Source organism: Halobacteriovorax sp., assembly GCF_048381875.1.
GTDB classification, from domain to species: Bacteria; Bdellovibrionota; Bacteriovoracia; order Bacteriovoracales; family Bacteriovoracaceae; genus Halobacteriovorax_A; species Halobacteriovorax_A vibrionivorans.
The window spans coordinates 196,893-214,563 of record NZ_JBLXBP010000004.1; the positions used below are offsets into that span (position 1 = coordinate 196,893).

Annotated in this window: 18 protein-coding genes and 1 tRNA gene; 15 read left to right on the forward strand and 4 right to left on the reverse strand. The window is 36.4% G+C overall.

Annotated elements, in window-relative coordinates:
- The first annotated feature begins 31 nt into the window (after positions 1-31).
- The 5 genes from ACN5L8_RS13430 to ACN5L8_RS13450 are packed head-to-tail and all read left to right on the forward strand — an operon-like array spanning position 32 to position 5,473.
- A complete protein-coding gene (locus tag ACN5L8_RS13430) occupies positions 32-1,108 on the forward strand; it encodes a hypothetical protein (protein WP_205570963.1) in 1,077 nt (358 codons plus the stop codon).
- Positions 1,109-1,138: 30 nt separating this feature from the next.
- Positions 1,139-3,967 carry a c-type cytochrome gene (locus tag ACN5L8_RS13435; RefSeq protein ID WP_114706206.1) on the forward strand — a complete coding sequence of 943 codons (2,829 nt, stop codon included), beginning with the start codon at positions 1,139-1,141 and terminating at the stop codon, positions 3,965-3,967.
- A gap of 17 nt (positions 3,968-3,984) precedes the next feature.
- On the forward strand, positions 3,985-4,623 hold the full coding sequence (locus ACN5L8_RS13440) for a cytochrome c oxidase subunit 3 (RefSeq protein WP_199506617.1): 639 nt from the start codon (positions 3,985-3,987) through the stop codon (positions 4,621-4,623).
- A 48-nt stretch (positions 4,624-4,671) separates the two neighbouring features.
- On the forward strand, positions 4,672-4,953 hold the full coding sequence (locus ACN5L8_RS13445; RefSeq protein WP_133296894.1) for a hypothetical protein: 282 nt from the start codon (positions 4,672-4,674) through the stop codon (positions 4,951-4,953).
- Entirely contained in the window at positions 4,940-5,473 is a 534-nt protein-coding gene (locus ACN5L8_RS13450; RefSeq protein WP_114706208.1) for a DUF420 domain-containing protein, read from the forward strand. Before ACN5L8_RS13445 ends, ACN5L8_RS13450 begins: the two co-directional genes overlap by 14 nt.
- Here the strand turns inward: ACN5L8_RS13450 and ACN5L8_RS13455 are convergent.
- Genes ACN5L8_RS13455 through ACN5L8_RS13465 form a run of 3 tightly spaced genes read right to left on the reverse strand, consistent with a single transcriptional unit; the run spans position 5,445 to position 8,483 of the window.
- Positions 5,445-6,236, reverse strand: coding sequence for a hypothetical protein (locus ACN5L8_RS13455; RefSeq protein ID WP_114706209.1), 792 nt, complete (start codon positions 6,234-6,236; stop codon positions 5,445-5,447). The genes ACN5L8_RS13450 and ACN5L8_RS13455 overlap by 29 nt on opposite strands.
- Before the next feature lie 8 nt (positions 6,237-6,244).
- Positions 6,245-7,387: an aminotransferase class V-fold PLP-dependent enzyme gene (locus ACN5L8_RS13460; RefSeq protein ID WP_419173274.1), complete on the reverse strand. Its 1,143-nt coding sequence runs from the start codon at positions 7,385-7,387 to the stop codon at positions 6,245-6,247.
- 1 nt (position 7,388) lies between these two features.
- Positions 7,389-8,483, reverse strand: coding sequence for a tryptophan 2,3-dioxygenase family protein (locus ACN5L8_RS13465; RefSeq protein WP_114706211.1), 1,095 nt, complete (start codon positions 8,481-8,483; stop codon positions 7,389-7,391).
- A gap of 60 nt (positions 8,484-8,543) precedes the next feature.
- Here ACN5L8_RS13465 and ACN5L8_RS13470 point away from each other — a divergent pair, with 60 nt between their 5' ends.
- The 9 genes from ACN5L8_RS13470 to ACN5L8_RS13510 all read left to right on the forward strand — a co-directional run bounded on the left by ACN5L8_RS13470 (position 8,544) and on the right by ACN5L8_RS13510 (position 16,629).
- Positions 8,544-9,536 (forward strand): COX15/CtaA family protein, encoded by a 993-nt coding sequence (locus ACN5L8_RS13470; protein WP_419173275.1) that lies wholly within the window; start codon positions 8,544-8,546, stop codon positions 9,534-9,536.
- Entirely contained in the window at positions 9,537-11,288 is a 1,752-nt protein-coding gene (gene cyoE / locus ACN5L8_RS13475) for a heme o synthase (RefSeq protein WP_419173276.1), read from the forward strand. It abuts the gene before it with no gap.
- 77 nt (positions 11,289-11,365) lie between these two features.
- On the forward strand, positions 11,366-12,172 hold the full coding sequence (locus tag ACN5L8_RS13480; protein WP_114706214.1) for a cytochrome c oxidase subunit II: 807 nt from the start codon (positions 11,366-11,368) through the stop codon (positions 12,170-12,172).
- A 29-nt stretch (positions 12,173-12,201) separates the two neighbouring features.
- Positions 12,202-13,941 carry a cytochrome c oxidase subunit I gene (locus ACN5L8_RS13485; protein ID WP_114706215.1) on the forward strand — a complete coding sequence of 580 codons (1,740 nt, stop codon included), beginning with the start codon at positions 12,202-12,204 and terminating at the stop codon, positions 13,939-13,941.
- A gap of 17 nt (positions 13,942-13,958) precedes the next feature.
- Entirely contained in the window at positions 13,959-14,528 is a 570-nt protein-coding gene (locus ACN5L8_RS13490) for a cytochrome c oxidase subunit 3 (protein ID WP_419168905.1), read from the forward strand.
- A gap of 10 nt (positions 14,529-14,538) precedes the next feature.
- Entirely contained in the window at positions 14,539-15,417 is an 879-nt protein-coding gene (locus ACN5L8_RS13495) for a c-type cytochrome (protein WP_114706217.1), read from the forward strand.
- 21 nt (positions 15,418-15,438) lie between these two features.
- Positions 15,439-16,125, forward strand: a complete 687-nt coding sequence (locus ACN5L8_RS13500) for an SCO family protein (RefSeq protein WP_114706218.1) — start codon at positions 15,439-15,441, stop codon at positions 16,123-16,125.
- A 19-nt stretch (positions 16,126-16,144) separates the two neighbouring features.
- Positions 16,145-16,429 (forward strand): cytochrome C oxidase subunit IV family protein, encoded by a 285-nt coding sequence (locus ACN5L8_RS13505; protein ID WP_162929486.1) that lies wholly within the window; start codon positions 16,145-16,147, stop codon positions 16,427-16,429.
- A 17-nt stretch (positions 16,430-16,446) separates the two neighbouring features.
- Complete coding sequence (locus tag ACN5L8_RS13510; RefSeq protein ID WP_114706220.1) at positions 16,447-16,629, forward strand: hypothetical protein; 183 nt, start codon at positions 16,447-16,449, stop codon at positions 16,627-16,629.
- A 57-nt stretch (positions 16,630-16,686) separates the two neighbouring features.
- Here the strand turns inward: ACN5L8_RS13510 and ACN5L8_RS13515 are convergent, their stop codons facing one another.
- Positions 16,687-17,262 (reverse strand): peptidylprolyl isomerase, encoded by a 576-nt coding sequence (locus ACN5L8_RS13515; RefSeq protein ID WP_120404079.1) that lies wholly within the window; start codon positions 17,260-17,262, stop codon positions 16,687-16,689.
- Between the two features lie 176 nt (positions 17,263-17,438).
- On the opposite strand from ACN5L8_RS13515, the gene ACN5L8_RS13520 reads away from it, so the two are divergent.
- A tRNA-Ala gene (locus ACN5L8_RS13520) sits at positions 17,439-17,514 on the forward strand.
- The last annotated feature ends 157 nt before the right edge of the window (positions 17,515-17,671 follow it).

A 17,671-nucleotide genomic window follows, 5' to 3' on the forward strand; every position in this document is an offset into this window, starting at 1 on the left:
AAAGTATATTTTGAGAGAAAGGGATATATAAATGAAAGAACTTATCAACTGGCTAGCCGATCCGATTAGATCATTCCCGATTGTGTCGGTCTTATTCTTCTTCATGATGAAATATTATCGTGTTGTTGGAAGTAAAAAGTTTGCTAAATGGTCGTTAATCGCAGCTGCACCAATTACGGTTTGGTTTTGTATGGATGCGAACTTTAGAGCAATTATTCTTTGGCCAGATAACATTCCTATTAACATTATTATTGTTCTTATTGCTTGGCTTACTTGGTATGCACTTTATAGAGCTGCTGAGAATGATAAGAGAATTGAAAACGGTGAGTGTCCAATTGAAGCACTTCCAGAAAATAGAGAAAAAGTATGGGTATGGCCTAACTTAGTTTTCACTGAACTTATGTGTATGATCGGTTGTACAATTTTCTTAGTTGTATGGGCGATTGTTTTCAAGGCACCTCTTGAGGAACCTGCAAATACTACTTGGGCACCAAACCCTGCTAAAGCACCTTGGTACTTCCTTGGTCTACAAGAAATGCTTGTATATTTTGATCCTTGGATGGCAGGGGTTGTACTTCCTGGACTTATTCTAGTTGGACTTATTGCAATTCCATATATTGATACGAACCCTAAAGGTAATGGTTATTTCACAATTAAAGAAAGACCAATTGCTATGTGGGGATTCCTTTACGGTTGGATTGTTCTTTGGATGTATCTAATTATCGTTGGTACTTTCTTACGTGGTCCAAACTGGACATTCTATGGTCCATTTGAGTACTGGGACTTCCATAAAGTTGTTTCTGAGTACAACGTTAACCTTTCAGAGTTTGTGTGGCTTAAGTGGCTAAATACACCAATGCCTTCAAATATTATTGTTAGAGAGATTGTAGGGATTATCCTAACTCTTGTTTACTGTTGTGTACTTCCAGTTGCAATTGCTAAGTCAAAGTACGGGAAGAAGATTATCGAAAACACTGGTCAGATTAGATATTATATTTTCATTATTCTAGTACTAGGTATGACATCTCTACCAATTAAGATGGTTCTGAGATGGCTATTTAGCTTGAAGTATATTATCGCTCTGCCTGAGTGGGAACTTAACCTGTAAGAAAGAAGAAGTAATAAAGGGTATATAAAAATGTCAAAGAAACATGAGCCAGGCATGGCCTATGATATGAAAAAACTGAATAAGATCTTCGCGATCTTTTCACTAGTTCTTTTGGTCACTGTGATTTGGGTTTTTCTCGATGATTACTTAAGACCTTGGAAAGCTATTCAAGTCGAAGCAATGAAGATCGAAAAAGAGAAGATTGCTAAAGACATTGCTGAAGAAGAAGCAAAGATTTCAAAAGAAAAACTTGAGATCTTAGAAAGAGAACTTGAAGTAGCTAAGAAAGCAGTTGCTGAAAAAGAAAAAACAATTGCTGAAGTAAATGAACAACTTCATAAAATTGAAAAAGAGATTAAGAAAGAACAGATTGTTAATGGTCGTCTTAACTCTGACGTTGCTGCCTTAGCATTTAATTATGGTGTTGCTCATGCTGAGCACGCTCCAAATGCTGGTGAGTTATATTCAAAACTTCAGGAAAAGAAGAAGTTATTTGCTGCATCTACAGATCGCAAGAAAGAACTTCAAGCAAGTGAAAAAGCTCTTAAGAGAAAAGCTGCTTCTTTTAATTCAGATATTGAATCAATTAAGAAGCAGATCAATAGCATCGTAGGACGTAAAGAACTTCTTAAGAAAGCTGAAGCTAGAAAAGAAGTAACTCCTATTTTCGCTTTAAGAAACTTACCATTTATCGACTTTATGGACCCAACAGTTAAGGTTCAACAAGTTGTACTTGAAAACATTACAGATGATCGTTTCTTTCAACAGGTTCCTAAAGTTGACCGTTGTATGACTTGTCACACATTTATTGATAAGCCTGGTTACGAGAATCAACCAAACCCACATAAGACACACCCTAACTTAGACTTAATGGTTGGTGCACAAGGTAAGCACCCAATGAAGAAGTTTGGATGTACAGCTTGTCACGGTGGTGAAGGTCATAGAGTTAATGACTTCAATGCAGCAGCTCATATGCCTGCTACAGAAGAGCAAAAACAAGAGTGGATTGCTAAGTATAATTGGCATGAGCCACACAAAGTCCCAATCGTTCAGTTTAGACGTGGTGACTATGAAGCTGGTTGTGTTAAATGTCACTCAGATGTTCAATATATTCCACAAGCAACGACTCTTAATGAAGGACGTCGTAACCTTGAAAAATTTGGTTGTTATGCTTGTCACAAAATTGAAGGTTGGGAGCATAAGAGAAAACCAGGTCCAAGTTTAGAGAAGATTGCAGCGAAAGTTGATAAAGAATTCTTTAAAAATTGGGTATGGGAACCAAAGGCATTCAATAAGCATGCAAAAATGCCTCAGTTCTTCCAAAATGATAATAACTCAACACCAGAGTTTACAAAGAAGAATATTGCAGAAGTAAATGCAATGGCCGAACTTATCTATGAGCAATCAGAGAGTTACAAGCCATTCATGAAATACACTGGTGGTAATAAAGAACGTGGTAAAGAACTTGTTGGTTCTGTTGGATGTTTATCTTGTCACGGCGCTAAGGACTTCCCACTTGAGTCTCAAAAAATTGATGCTCATAAAGGGCCATATTTAGATGGAATCGGTTCTAAGATTAAAGATGCTAACTGGATGGTTTCATGGCTTAAAAAACCAAGCCACTTCCAACCAGATACAATCATGCCTTCTTTCAGACTTACTGATAGAGAAGCAAATGATATTACTGCTTACTTAATGAGCTTAAAGAATGAAAAATTTGAAAAGCTTAAGTTTGCAAAAATGGATAAAGAAGCAAGAGATGAAATGCTTGTTACTTACTTCTCAGCGTTTGACACTGTAGAAGTTGCAAAAGCAAAACTTGCGACAATGAGTGATCATGAAAGAACAATGGAACTTGGTCGTCGTTCAGTTGGTAAGTACGGTTGTTACTCTTGTCACAGCATTAAAGGATTTGATGGAAGAGCTCCTATTGGTCCTGAATTAAGTAAAATTGGTTCTAAGCCTCTAACTCAATTTGGTTTCTCTCATGAGAAAGTTGAGCACTCTAGAGAAGCTTGGATTAAGGCACACTTACTAAACCCAAGAAGATGGGATAACGGTGTTGATAAGCCATTCAAAGATCTTTTAAGAATGCCTCAATTCCACATGAAAGAAGAAGAGGCCGCAACAATTACAACTGCTCTAATTGGTATGGTTGATCAAAAAATCCCACTTAAGGGTGTTAAGAGATACGATGCTGATGAAACTGTTGTTAACGAAGGTATGAAAGTTGCTGTTAAATACAACTGTATTGGATGTCACCAGATTGATGGACGATTTGGAGATATGCTAGAGATTTACGATGATGTAAATGCTGCACCTCCAAGACTTGTTGAGCAAGGACATCGTGTACAAGCTGATTGGTTCCATTACTTCTTAGGAAATGTTTATCCAATTAGACCTTTTGTTGATGTAAGAATGCCTTCTTTTGATCTTACTGATGAAGAAAAAGAAAAGCTTGTTGATATGTTCCGTGTAAAAGCTGATCAACCTTTCTTTGATAAGAATGAGAAAGTTGTTTGGGAAAGCAAGGAAGAAAGACGTGCTGCAGTTAAGTTATTTAATGACCTTGCTTGTACATCTTGTCACACTCAAGGATTCAATAATGATGAAGCACTAGCTCCAGATCTTCGCTACGCTAAGAGAAGACTTAGAAAGAGCTGGATTAAGAAATGGCTAAGAGGACCAGACCAAATTATGCCTGGTACAACAATGCCTTCTTTCTGGCCTGAAGGTATGGCAGCTGATCCAGATCTTCTTGATGGAGATGCTGAAAGACAAATTGAAGCTGTTACTAAATACGTTTTAGAATTAGGAAGTGACTTTTACTCACCAGAGCACAAGAAGCAGAGTAAATAGGTAAAGGGAGTTAACAAATGGCAGGACATGCTAATACAAAAGATTTAGTTCATGATGGTGTAATTGCTTACCCTGATGATCCACAATTCGGTAAGGCTAGCCCTAATAAACTTGGTATGTGGCTGTTTCTTGGAACAGATGCCATGTCGTTTTCAGGTCTACTAATTGCTTATGCTGTACTTCGTGCAACTAAGCATTGGCCAAATCCTGTTGAAGCACTTGGTGGTGTTCACCTTTCAGGGATTATGACATTTATTCTTATTTGTTCTTCTGTTTCAATGGTTATGGCAATTGATGCTGTAAAAATGAGACAACCTAAGCAAATTAGAAATTGGCTTCTAGCAACGATTATTGGTGGAGTTATCTTCCTTGGTATTCAGGCATATGAGTATGTTCACTTAATGACTGATATGGGAATGACTTTCTCAACATATGAGCACGGAAATAACCTGTTCTCATCAACATTCTTTGCTATTACTGGTTTCCACGGTCTTCACGTACTTTCTGGGGTTATTTACCTAATTTATATGTATGTACTAGCACTTAGAGGTCGCTTTGATAAAGGTGATTATGGACTACTTGAAGTTTGTGGTCTTTTCTGGCACTTTGTTGACCTTGTTTGGATTCTAGTATTCACGTTCATTTACTTAATTTAATAGAATATATGTAAAAAGGGCCCCAGTTAATCTGGGGCCTTTTTGTTTTTGGCCAAAATATTAGACGAAATCAATCGAAAAGAGTATAAGGTCAAGTATATGAAAGCATTTATCGTTCCCTTACTTATACTAATAGTCGTTCTATTTTCTGATTATGTGATGGCATGTCCAGGCTGTGCTGGTTCGATGGATAATCCAAAAGATGCTCGTCTCGTGTGGATTTTAGTTATATTTATTGGGCTAATTTATATTCCATTTTTTATTCTCTATAAAACGATTTACAAATATCGCAAAAATTCAAAAGTTGCTATTGCCAATGAAGAAGAATAACAGCAACTTCATTTATACACTTCTATTTATTTTAAGCGGCTTTATTGCGCTTTTTCTTGTTTGGTTTATTTATTTCAAACCAGAAGCGGCCGTAAAGTTGTGGTGGGTAGATCATCTTCCACTTGTAAACGCTATCTTAAATACAATTTCGGCGACATTACTTTGTATGGGGTATTACTTTGTAAAAACAAAGAGGGTTTCCCTTCATATAAAGAGTATGTCAGGTGCGACCGTAACATCAGCACTTTTTCTGATTTCATATCTACTTTATCATCACTATCATGGTGATACGAAATTCATCGCACAGGGAATGGTAAGGCCAATTTACTTTGCAATTCTCATCTCTCACGTACTTCTGAGTATTGTGATGTTACCAATGATTTTAATCACTCTTTGGAACGCTTTTTCTGGAAATTTTTTAAGTCATAGAAAATGGGCAAAGTGGACTTTACCCATTTGGCTTTATGTTTCAGTAACAGGTGTTCTTATTTTTATTTTCCTAAAGTATCTGAATTTTTAGTCGTTCTACGTTTTTCAATATCAAGTCGTGATTTTGGAAGAACCACTTCATGTGGGGCAACTAGAACTTTTTCACCAATAACGGTGTCACCAAAGATCGATGCTTTCAGTCCTACTGTTGCACCTCTTTTTATTACTGTCGGAGCAATAACGAGATAACCTGCTTGCGCGTAGTGAGCAAAAATTGTAGCAGAGCCACCAATTGTTACATAGTCTTCAAGAGTGATGAGGCCAGGATCAGATATATTTGTTGTATTGATGACACAATTTTTTCCTATTTTCATTCCCATCATTCGATAGAAGAGAATAATAATTGGAGTCGCTTGCCAAAAGTCTAAAACAGTATAACGAACAAGTTGAGTTAAGGCATTGTGATAGTACCAAGGAAGAGTTTCAAGAGAGATCCAACTTCCTTTAAACGGCTTCATCTTTAATGGATAGAGCCAATTGAAGAAGGGAACAATAAAGATCAACGTTATAGTATATGCCCCGTATGACATCACAAAAGCAAGGGACATAGAAAGGCCTTGTACAAGGATATTACTATTGGCAACCATGGCATATGTTTCAGTAAGAAATATATAGCCCGGAGTTAATGCAAGTGTAATACAAATTACATAAGTAATTGCCGGAGGTAACATTGCCACGACATATCCAATGGCATTACTTTTTCTAAAGATATTCTCAAAAAACCTCGCAATTCCCTTTTTGTCAGATGCGCCTGAGCCAAGTTCTTCATGGCTCTTTTTTTCTTTTGTACTCATTAATCAACCTATTTGATATTATTAATAATATTTGTAGCCCTTATTATATCATCAATATCTTGGTAAATGCTAAAGCCAAACCTTAAAATATTTTGTCGGTAATCAGTTTCAATACTTTCTTTTCTCAGTTTTTGAGCAAAAGATTCACATTCTTTAGAGTTTGGAAACTCAAAGGCCAGGAAGTGGCCCCTTGTATCCATTGGGATAAGGTTCTTAGATAGATCAGTATCAGAAATACGATTGAGAAACTCATTCATATTTGTTTTTACGTGATTATGAATTTGTTCTACTGAAATATTCTCTTCTTTCCAAAGTTGTAAAACTGCATTCATTCGATAAAGGGCAGAGAAGTCCATTGTGGATCCTGCAAAACGAAACCCTTCATTGCTAAAAGGAACCTCATTTTCTTTGTAGTTTGTTAGTTCTCCCATTTGAGCAAACCAGCCAGTATTCTTGGGTTTAAGTTTCGTGTTTCTTGGTGAAATTAAGAAACAAGATCCTTCTCCTGAACCACAATATTTATAACCGCCGGCCATATAGAAAATTCGATCCTCAATGGCCGATAAGTCAGTCGGTAATGCCATGAATCCATGGTAGGCATCGATAACGATGGGGGCTTCGGTTTTAATTTCGTTAATAAACTCCGTTAAATTTGGAATTGCATAACCAGAATTAAAGAAGACATGACTAATAAAAATTAGGTCGTATTTATTAGAGTTTGCTTCTTTGATGAAGTCATTTATGAAAGAGTTATCTCTTGTATTTTTTATTTTCGTAACTGATACAATATTTTCTTCTGCAAGCCTATTGATCTGTCGGTCAAATGAATAAAACTCACTATCTGTTGTTAGGATTTTTGCTCCATTAGGAAAACAAGATAATAAGCGATATGTCAGTTCATGTGTGTTAGGTGCAAATGTAATTTGCTCTGGACTTGATATGTTTAATATTTCAGCTAATCTCGTTTGAAGCTCGCGAAATGTGTTTGAGAAAAATTCTCCCCATTTATGGTCTGCGTACTTTGCACTGTCATCCCAATACTGAATCTGTGCCTCTCGCGTGACGTTTGGCCAGTAATGATGTGAATGTGCTGCAAAGTGAAGCTTTCCCTCGTTTGCTTTTAGAAATTTTGAAAAGTATTTCTTATACATTCTAGTCCTTATAATTAAAGTTCATTTCGTCTCGCAGTTCCTGTGGAAGACTTGGCCTTTGAGATCTTGGAATTAAAAATGTTGAAAGATTAAATAAATCAATAAAAGACCTGTTATTTTCAGCGGCATCCCTTAAGTATTGATGTCCAGATGATCCACCTGTTCCAATCTTAGTTCCTAGCATTCTGTGGGCCATTAATGCGTGCTTATATCTCCACGTTGTAAAATTCTCATCAATATCCATAAGGTGGGAAAGTATTGTATATGGAAGAGTTAGAATAGGCTCATCTCGATAGAGAAGCACAAATAAAGCATTAAGAGTTGCTTTTTGTGAAAGTCTACGTTTGCCCTCTTTGACAAGATTGGCATATTTTTCTTCATTAAATAGTGTATCAAAAGTTTCTCTCGTACTTTGTAGATTTGCTTTTTGAATCTCAAGTGCTTTAGGAGTCATATTTGCAACATTACTAAAAATTGTAATCTCATCCCCACAGAGCATATCTTCTACGCAAGCTTGGTATTCTTTCCAAAAATCAAAATCTTCTTTAAAAGTAAATGGCATTCTTTCTAGCCATTTTTCAAGAGCTGAGAATAAAGTGTCTTCTTTTTCGATTTTTAAAAGTCTTTCTTGATCTTGTTTATTTAATCGACCGAGAAAGTATTCTCGATCCACTTCCTTACGGTCACTTGTTGATAACCCAAGTAAAATCTCAATTTCTCTAAACTGAACACTTTGAAAACCAGAAGCTGGAACAAGAAGCTCTCTAAACTCAAGGAAGTCCATCGGAGTCATTGTTTCCATGACTTCTAATTGACCAAGTAGTAATGTTTGAATCTTTTTAATTCTTTCTAATCGAGAAGATACCGTTGAAAGTACTGACTCTTGAACTTTTTCAACTGAGAAAATCTTCTTTATTGAGTTGAGCTCGTGTAGAATCTGTTTAAACCATAATTCATATACTTGATGCACTAGTATAAATAGTGTTTCATCGTGGGCCTCGTCACCATATTTTTTTGACAGAGGATTTTGAGTATCGAGTAATTTATTTAATTCTAAATAGTCACCGTAATAGACAGGTCCTTGATTTTTGTGCATATTGACTCCTATAGAGAAATACTATCCTATCCCATCGAAATTGGAAATTATTGATAGCTAATGTTGGGTAAAGAAGTTGTAAAAGTAGAAGACATAATGATGGATAAGAATCGATTTAAAAAGTTTTTGCCTATAGTCATAATCACCGTTTTTACATTGATTTTCATTGGAGGAATGGTTCGTAGTACTGGTGCAGGTATGGGATGCCCTGATTGGCCGACCTGTTTTGGAAAAGTCATTCCACCTACTAGTGTTGATCAACTTCCCGATGACTACCGTACACGTTTCTCTAAACCAGGACGAATTGTTGCAGTCTTTAATCCTGTACATACTTGGACGGAATACTTCAACCGTATGGCCGGGGTTTGGACTGGTATCGCTTCAATTATTTTATTCGTCTTATCTTTTGCCTATAAGAAGGATAATAAGAAAGTTGTCTGGCTTGCAGGACTTTCCTTATTCTTAGTTGTTTTAAATGGAGGAGTCGGAGCAATGGTTGTCCGCTCTCATCTTCATCCAAATGTCATCACCGTTCATATGCTACTGACAATTTTTCTAACTTTTGCTCTGGCACAGCTGAAATATGAAACCAAGCCAATTTCATTTGAACGAATTTATAATGTTGATAAGTACAAAGATTATTTATGGGTTTTAGTTACTTTTCTCGTAATCCAGGTTGTCCTAGGGACACAGGTAAGAGAGCAGATTGATGTGATCACAAATACTGAGCCAAATTTAGCACGTACTAATTGGCTTGAGAGACTTGATATGATTTTTTATATCCATCGCTCATTCTCGATTCTAATACTTTTAGGCTTCTCATATACTCTGCGAAGAATTATGCAGGAATTTCAAGACCATGCATTTGTCCAAAGAAAGTGTATTTCTATCATGTTAACGCTGATAGGAGTGGTTGCTGCCGGTGTAATTTTAGCATACTTAGCATTTCCGGCCGTTGCTCAGCCTATACACCTACTCTTTGCAATCTTACTCACATACTTTATATATGAGTTAATCGTAATTTTAAAAAAAGCAAAACAGGTGAGTGTATAAGTGTTTCGTACTTTGGCCTTTATCAATATTGTTCTGACTTTAGGGCTAATTGTTATTGGTGGGCTCGTTAGTGCAGACTTTACTGGTTTAGAGTGTACTTCTTGGCCTATTTGTTACGCATCAACTGTTGATAAGGCCTCAATATATCCGATTCTCCATAGAATTTTTGCTGGAATCATCATTATTTTAAATACGATTCTTTTTATAAAAGAACCAAAAGAGAGAGCAGTTCGTTTAGGTTTATTCCTACTTATTCTTCAGTCACTTCTTGGTGGTATAAATTTTATCTATAAGTTACCTACATTAGTTAGTGTTTTTCACTTAATGCTAAGTTTTGCGTATATCGCAATCTTTGCTCAGCTATTTGTTCCTGATATTGAAAAAATCAGTGAAAAAATCGTCAGTTATAATCCCAAAGCTAAAGACTTTGTTTTTGTAATGCTCCTAATTGCATTGGTACAATTTTTCTTTGGCGGTGTAATTCACCAAACAGCAACAAAAGATGTTTGTGGTATGGGTGAGAATATTAATATTCTTTGTAATACAGCAAATGGTATTAAGTTTTGGCCTAGTACTGTAGCGGCCCAAATTCACTCGCTACATAAGTATCTAGGGATACTTTTCTTACTTACATTAATTGTTTATCTATTTAGTATTATTAAGACTGCACTAAGTCTCCATGGGAGAGCTTTTAAGCAATTTTCATTTTTAAGTTCAAGTTTAGTTATCTTATTTTTAATCCATTTATTTAATGCAAAGAGATTGTTCTTATTAACTGATACGACTTACTTCCAAGTTCTTCACTTGTTATTGGCCGTACTAATAAGTTTAAACTTAATCTTTTTATTTCAATGGTTTAAAAAGTTCGAAGAAGTAAATCTTGGTGGATACCAGCATACATTTGCAAGTGATATGTTAAGCCTCACGAAGCCTAGGCTTGGGTTATTAGTCGTTTCGACAATCATTTCTGGAATCTTGTTAACTGGTGAGTATATCGACTTTTTCTATCTAGTTAATGCACTAGTCTTTTCGATTTTAATTGTAATGTCGGCTACGACTATTAATTGCTATATGGAAATTGATGTTGATGCCAATATGGTTAGAACTAAAGATCGAGCGCTACCTGCTGGAAGAGTAAAGCCGATTTATGCTCTTATTCAGGGATGGATTTTATTTATAGTTGGTTTTCTCGCAACGTACTTTTTTGTTAATACTGCGACGGCATTACTCGGTGCGTTGGCATTTTTTTCTTACCTATATGTGTATACACCTATGAAAAGAAAGAGTCCTGCCGCGTTATTTGTAGGGGCATTACCGGGAGCAATTCCACCAGTTATGGGCCGCACAATTGTCACTGGTGAGATTGATGGCCTTGCCATTTTACTCTTTACAATTTTATTTGTTTGGCAGATTCCACACTTTATGGCCATCTCAATCTATCATAAACAAGACTATGCTGAAGGTGATATTAAGGTCTATCCTCACTTCTATTCAATTACTAAGATGAAGATCTGTATTGCTGTTTGGACATTTTTGTTAGCACTATCTGCTGTCAGCGGATACTTTTTCGATCTCAATTCAAAGAACTTTTTTATAGCTTCGATAATTGTTAATGGATTATTTTTTGCTCAAAGTTTGCAAAGTTTTTTCATTGATGACGAGGAGAGTTATGTGGCTTGGGCCCGACAATATTTTTGGGGTTCTATAATCTATTTACCTCTCTTGTTATCCTTGATGATTTTCCTTAGCTAAATCGTGGAAAATGTTATAAAAAAGGGTTAAAATTTAGCAATTCAATTTAATTAGGTATTTCAATAGAAGGAAGGTCTATGGGATTTTTGACACCTGTTTATGCTGCAGTTGTTAGCACAACTTCTAAGCAGATGAGTCTTTGGGAGAGAATGACTCCTCCAGAAGACATCTCAGTTAACGGTCATTTAATTGACTGGTTATTTGGTTACACGACTTATATGAACTTATTTTTCTTTGCATTAGTTTGTATTGGTCTTTTTGGTTTCTCTTATAAATACGCAGCTAAGAGACACCCGAAGCCGTATTACACTTACGGAAACAAGAAAATTCATATCATCATTGCGACTGTAATTGGTCTATCGGTATTCCTAGGAATCGATATGAACATTACAAGAATTTCAAATGATGATTATGTAAACGTTTTTGCAAAGTGGCCAAAGGCTGATGAGAATCCACTTCGAATTCAAGCTCTAGGTCAACAGTGGGCATGGCACTTTAGATATGCCGGTGCAGATAACGTTTTCAACACAGAAGACGATGTTGTGCAATTAAATGATCTTAGACTTCCTACTGATCGTAAGGTTGTTATTCAAGTTCTTTCTAAAGATGTAATTCACTCTCTATACTTTCCAAATGCGCGTCGTAAAGTTGATGCTATTCCTGGTCGTTTAACTCGTATGTGGTGGGAACCTACAAAAGCGGGAACTTGGGATATTGCATGTGCAGAGATGTGTGGAACATATCACTATAGAATGAAAGCTTCTCTGACTACTTATTCACAAGAAGACTTCGCAGTATGGCTTGCAGAAGCACAAGAGAAAGCTCTTCAAGAGAATGATCCTGAAAACCCTGAGTTATTCTGGGGTTGGAAGTGGCAGTATTAATTTTAAAATAATTTTTAGGAGAATATAAAATGGCATTTTTCGAGCAACATATTCACTCAGAGCCAAAGACTTTTATCTCAAAGTATATTTTCTCTTTTGATCACAAAGTGATCGGAAAGCAATTTCTTTGGTATGGAATCATTGGTCTAGGTTTAGGTGGGATGATGGCCCTAATGATTCGCTGGACACTAGCGTTTCCAGGAGAGGCATTCCCAGTACTTGGTCACCTTCTTTTCCCTTCAACGGGAGGAGTTGTTCCACCAGATACGTACGCGATGTTATTTACAATGCACGGTACGATCATGATTTTCTACGCAATTACACCTATTCTTATTGGGGCATTTGGTAATTACCTTATTCCTCTACAGATTGGTGCGCGAGATATGGTTTTCCCACTACTTAATATGCTATCTTTTTGGATTGCAGCAGCTTCTGCATTAATTCTTGTGGCATCTTTATGTTTACCATTAGGTGCAGCAGCAGGTGGTTGGACTTCATACCCAACGTTATCAACACTGATAGGATCACCAGGTGCAGGTCAAACTCTTTGGTCTTTAGCGCTTTTCCTACTGGGTGTTTCTTCAACAATGGGTGCTGTTAACTATATTACTACGGTTATCGTTCTTAGAGCTCCAGGTATGGGATATTTTGATATGCCACTTTCTGTTTGGGGGCTATGGCTTACAGCTATTCTAAACGCGATCTTCCTTCCAGTTCTTGGTGCAGGTCTACTTCTTCTTATTTTTGACCGTGTATTTGGAACGACATTCTTCCTAGCTGGTGCAGCAGCAACAACTGGGACAGGTGATCCAATTCTTTACCAACACGTTTTTTGGATCTTTGGTCACCCTGAAGTTTATATTCTTATTCTTCCTGCTTGGGGGATTGTATCTGATTTACTTTCTTTCTTTGCAAGAAAACCAGCATTTGGTGCGAAAGCAACTGCGCTTTCAATGACTTCAATTACAATTCTTTCAACGCTTGTATATGGTCACCATATGTATACGACTCAAATGAGTCCACTTTTAACTCAAACGTTTATGACTCTTACAATGACGATCTCGATTCCATCAGCAATTTTCTTTGCTAACTGGTTAGGAACAATCTGGAAAGGGTCAATTAGATTTGATACACCAATGATTTTCTCTCTAGGTGTTGTATTCGTATTTGGTCTTGGTGGTTTAACTGGTCTATATCTAGCTACAGTTACAACTGACCTTTACCTTCACGATACTTACTTCGTTGTAGGTCACTTCCATTACACTATGGCCGCTTCAGTTCTACTTGGTGGTTACGCTGCTATTTATTTCTGGATGCCAAAGATGTTTGGTAAATTCCTAAATGAATTCTGGGGTAAGGTACACTTTTGGATCACAATGATTGGTCTAAATGGTGTTTTCATGGGAATGATGATTGTTGGTTACGCTGGAATGCACAGACGTCTATACAATCCATTCGTATATGAATTCATGGAAAAAATGATTCCTATTAATACATTTATTACTTACTCAGCTCTACTTATGGGGCTTGGGCAGATTCCATTTGTTATTAATTTTGTGTACACAATTTTCTTTAAGAAAGAAAAAGAGCCAGTACCTAATAACCCATGGAATGTAGGTACACTTGAGTGGACTATCCCATCACCATCACCGGTTTATAACTTCAAGGAAATTCCTGTTGTTAAATGTGGGCCACACGAGCTAGGAAACCCTAATCTTCCAGAAGGTAAGGATTTCCAATACCAAACTGAAGAAATAGTTGAGGCATAATTAGAATGAGCCAGGTTATGACGAGTAAAGACATTGAGGCAAGAAAACTAACATCATCAATTGCGATGATCGTTATCCTTGTTTCTTTTACGATGCTCTTTGCTTCGATGTTACTTGGCTATTCTGTATATCGCTTTACTGTTGATGTATGGCCACCAATGGGAATGCCGAGAATCCCTCTGACAATTCCAATGGTGAGTACGTTTATAATTGCGTTAAGTTCTGCAACTCTTGTTCTTTTTGAGTCTTCTTTTGAAAAAAAGAACCTTAAGGCCATGAGAGCTTACTTTAGTTTAACGTTCTTATTAGGACTTGGGTTTATGTTTGTACAGTTACAACTATGGAACTCAATGGCCGCAATGGGATTGCACGCCTCAGGCGGTGTCTTTCCTTCATTATTTTATGCATTAACTTGGACACATGCTGCGCATATTGTTGCAGGTTTAATTGCATTATTATTTCTACTTCCTGTAGCTGCAAAAGGTTACAGTGTTGAGAAAATAACTTGGGTACAGAATGTATCTAAGTTTTGGCACTTTCTTGGTGTCGTATGGTTAGTAATGTTTATCGTTATGTTTGTATTTTAAGAGGATAGCTATGAAGAAAATGGCATTAACTTTAACAGCAATGTTTACAATTTTATCTTTGGTTTCATGCCAGGAAAACCATTTTAAAGAAGATAAAGTATTCGCAGGTGGTCTCTATGTTAAGAGTGAAGTTCTTAATAGAGGGAAACAAATTTATACTGAGTACTGTATGGCCTGTCACGGTGTTAACGGTGATGGAAAAGGTGTTGCAGCTAAGTCAATGAAAGTTCCACCGCGTGACTTTACAAAAGGTGTCTTTAAATTTGGTCTTGTTCCATCAGGAGAACTTCCACATGATAAACATCTTTATACAATCCTTGAAAAAGGACTACATGGAACAGCAATGCTTCCTTGGGACCTTACAAAAGATCAAATGTTTGAAGTAGTTCAATACATCAAGACATTTGCTCCAGATGTTTGGGAAGGTAAAGATAAGAAGCTTGGTGAGCAAGTTATTTTAACTAAAAATCCATATGGTGTAGCTCACTTAGAAGCTGCCATTGAGGAAGGTAAGAAAGTATATCACGCCGATGCAATGTGCTGGTCTTGTCACAGAGCTTATGTTCCAAAAGAGGAGCTAGCAGAGCTTACTGGAATGGGGGAAGATGACTTCACTGAACTTGACTACCAAGTTAAGCTTCAAGAAACGGAATGGGGATTTAAATCACTTCCACCTGAATTCACTTGGAACTCAATTCGTTCAGCAGATACTGTTGAAGAAATCGCTCTACGTTTAGCTGCTGGTGTTGGTGGTACAGCAATGGCCGCTTGGAAGGGAACAATAACTGATGATCAAATTTGGGCAGTTGCTCATTACGTTCATTACTTAAAGAGTTTAAAGAATACAGATGCTCGTAAAGAGTTAATGGATCGTATTAAAAACCAATAACAAAAAAAGAGAATCGATAAGATGGCAACTCTAGGTATAAAAAGATCAAATAACTTATTCGAAGTGCTTATTTCAAAGAAAGCATTTTGGTTAGTATTTGTTCTTTATTTCTTCTCTGTTCCGGTTATTAAGTCGGTAACAAGAGAGTTACCACAAGAGCTGCCTGTCTTAAAGAAGCTTCCAGACTATTCACTTGTGAATAGTTTTGGAAAAACATTTGGTTCGAAAGAACTTGCAGGTCGTGTTTATATTGCAAACTTTATTTTTACAACATGTCCTTCAAGTTGCTTGAGATTAACAGCTGAAATGCAAAAGATTCAAAAAAGAGTAAGAGGACTGGGACAAAAAGTTGCTCTTGTTTCTTTTACTGTTGATCCAGATACTGACAAACCAAAAACTCTTTTTAAATATGCAAGAAAACATCAAGCGAATCCTTATGTTTGGACATTCTTAACTGGTGAAACTAAAGACCTTCAAGCTACAATTATTGATGGCTTCGGAGTTGCCATGGGTGAGATGGAAGAAGTTAAAGGAAATGTTAACGGTGAAACTGTTACAATGTTTGATATTGCACACTCTGAGAAGTTAGTTCTAGTTGATGGAACAGGAAACGTCAGAGGTTATTATGATTCAACAAAGAAAGACATTAATAAATTAATGATCGATGTTGGCTTACTAGTAAATAGAAAAGAATATTCAAAAAACTAATATAAAAATGGAGAATAAAATGGCCGAAGGTGCACATCATTCACATAAGAAACTTTATATCTTTATTTTCTTCGTACTTGCGTTTCTAACTGCTGTAGAACTTATCATTCCTGGTATGACTAATATTGCAAAGATCTACCGCGACTCTGCTTTAATTCTTCTAGCATTAGGAAAAGCATTTCTTGTTGCTTATTACTTCATGCACTTAAACGAAGAAACAAAGTGGACTCGTTTTATCGCAGCTATTCCAATTTCAGCTGGTGTATATGCGACAGTACTTATTTTAGAATCAATGTTTAGATAGGACAAAAAGGAGTTTGTATGTCTGAAAATACAAATACGAATACAACGACTGAAACACAAGCAAGTAAGAAAGAACCATTACCAGTAAAAGATGGCCAATTCACTGCAAAGACTACTTGGATTATTGGTTTTTTAATCCTTATGCTATTAGTTCTAAAAACCTTCATCTACACAAAAGATAAAAAGAGACATGGAAAATAATAAAAAAGCCTACTAAACAGTAGGCTTTTTTTATGCACAAATTTTTTTTTAAAAACTTTACTCTATATATTCAATACTAATTATCTTATCGCCCTTTCTGACTTTATCTAAAACATCTAATCCATCAACAACTTGTCCAAATACAGTATACTTTTTATCTAAGTGTGGAAGTGCTGTTAAAGCAATGTAGAACTGCGAGTCTGCACTATTTTCATCTGTTAAAGTACGTGCCATGGCCATTGTTCCTTTAACATGACTTAATTTATTAAATTCTGCTTGTAACTTTTGACCGGAACCCCCTGTACCAGTACCTGTAGGGTCACCTGTTTGTATAACAAAGTCAGGCACAACACGATGAAAAGATAAACCATCATAAAAACCACTTTGAATAAGTTGAATAATGCGTGCAACGGTATTAGGAGCCACTTTCGGGTAGAATTTAAAGGTGATTACACCATGAGAAGTCTTAATAATACCTTCAGATTCAGATAATCCAGTACGATCAACTTTTATTTTAAAGACATCGACCTTTTTGTCCGATGTATTTTCTTGCGGGTTTTGCTCTGTATTTTTAGTACAACCTAAAATAAAGCATAGAAATAGTGTTATTCTTACAAACTTTGCAATAGTCATTATTGAGAAACTCCTTGTATATATGAAATTATGATAGGGAATAAAAAAAAATGCAAAAAAAAGTTAAAAAAAAGAAAAAAGTGTATTGACATATAAAACGAGAAGACATAAATTACGTTTCACCTTGAGAGATGAACGACAAACATCACTGCAAAACAGTTGATGCGAAATCTTGTGGGCGTGTAGCTCAGTTGGGAGAGCACCTGCTTTGCACGCAGGGGGTCGCAGGTTCGACTCCTGTCATGTCCACCATTTATTTCAAGAGGCTCTTTAACATTTGAATATAGTATAAAAGATTTGCTGCTTCGGTAGCAATCAAGATGAGAAGAAATCCAAAAAAAGTTTTAAACGGTTTTTGAAAGATCTGACGTAACTGAATCATTGAAGTTACTTCAATCAGTCAGATGCC

Coding starts and splice junctions, on each gene's coding strand:
- ACN5L8_RS13430 (WP_205570963.1), top strand. CDS start 32: ATGAAAGAACTTATCAACTGGCTAGCCGATCCGATTAGATCATTCCCG.
- ACN5L8_RS13435 (WP_114706206.1), top strand. CDS start 1,139: ATGTCAAAGAAACATGAGCCAGGCATGGCCTATGATATGAAAAAACTG.
- ACN5L8_RS13440 (WP_199506617.1), top strand. CDS start 3,985: ATGGCAGGACATGCTAATACAAAAGATTTAGTTCATGATGGTGTAATT.
- ACN5L8_RS13450 (WP_114706208.1), top strand. CDS start 4,940: ATGAAGAAGAATAACAGCAACTTCATTTATACACTTCTATTTATTTTA.
- ACN5L8_RS13455 (WP_114706209.1), bottom strand. CDS start 6,236: ATGAGTACAAAAGAAAAAAAGAGCCATGAAGAACTTGGCTCAGGCGCA.
- ACN5L8_RS13460 (WP_419173274.1), bottom strand. CDS start 7,387: ATGTATAAGAAATACTTTTCAAAATTTCTAAAAGCAAACGAGGGAAAG.
- ACN5L8_RS13465 (WP_114706211.1), bottom strand. CDS start 8,483: ATGCACAAAAATCAAGGACCTGTCTATTACGGTGACTATTTAGAATTA.
- ACN5L8_RS13470 (WP_419173275.1), top strand. CDS start 8,544: ATGTTGGGTAAAGAAGTTGTAAAAGTAGAAGACATAATGATGGATAAG.
- ACN5L8_RS13480 (WP_114706214.1), top strand. CDS start 11,366: ATGGGATTTTTGACACCTGTTTATGCTGCAGTTGTTAGCACAACTTCT.
- ACN5L8_RS13485 (WP_114706215.1), top strand. CDS start 12,202: ATGGCATTTTTCGAGCAACATATTCACTCAGAGCCAAAGACTTTTATC.
- ACN5L8_RS13490 (WP_419168905.1), top strand. CDS start 13,959: ATGACGAGTAAAGACATTGAGGCAAGAAAACTAACATCATCAATTGCG.
- ACN5L8_RS13495 (WP_114706217.1), top strand. CDS start 14,539: ATGAAGAAAATGGCATTAACTTTAACAGCAATGTTTACAATTTTATCT.
- ACN5L8_RS13500 (WP_114706218.1), top strand. CDS start 15,439: ATGGCAACTCTAGGTATAAAAAGATCAAATAACTTATTCGAAGTGCTT.
- ACN5L8_RS13505 (WP_162929486.1), top strand. CDS start 16,145: ATGGCCGAAGGTGCACATCATTCACATAAGAAACTTTATATCTTTATT.
- ACN5L8_RS13510 (WP_114706220.1), top strand. CDS start 16,447: ATGTCTGAAAATACAAATACGAATACAACGACTGAAACACAAGCAAGT.
- ACN5L8_RS13515 (WP_120404079.1), bottom strand. CDS start 17,262: ATGACTATTGCAAAGTTTGTAAGAATAACACTATTTCTATGCTTTATT.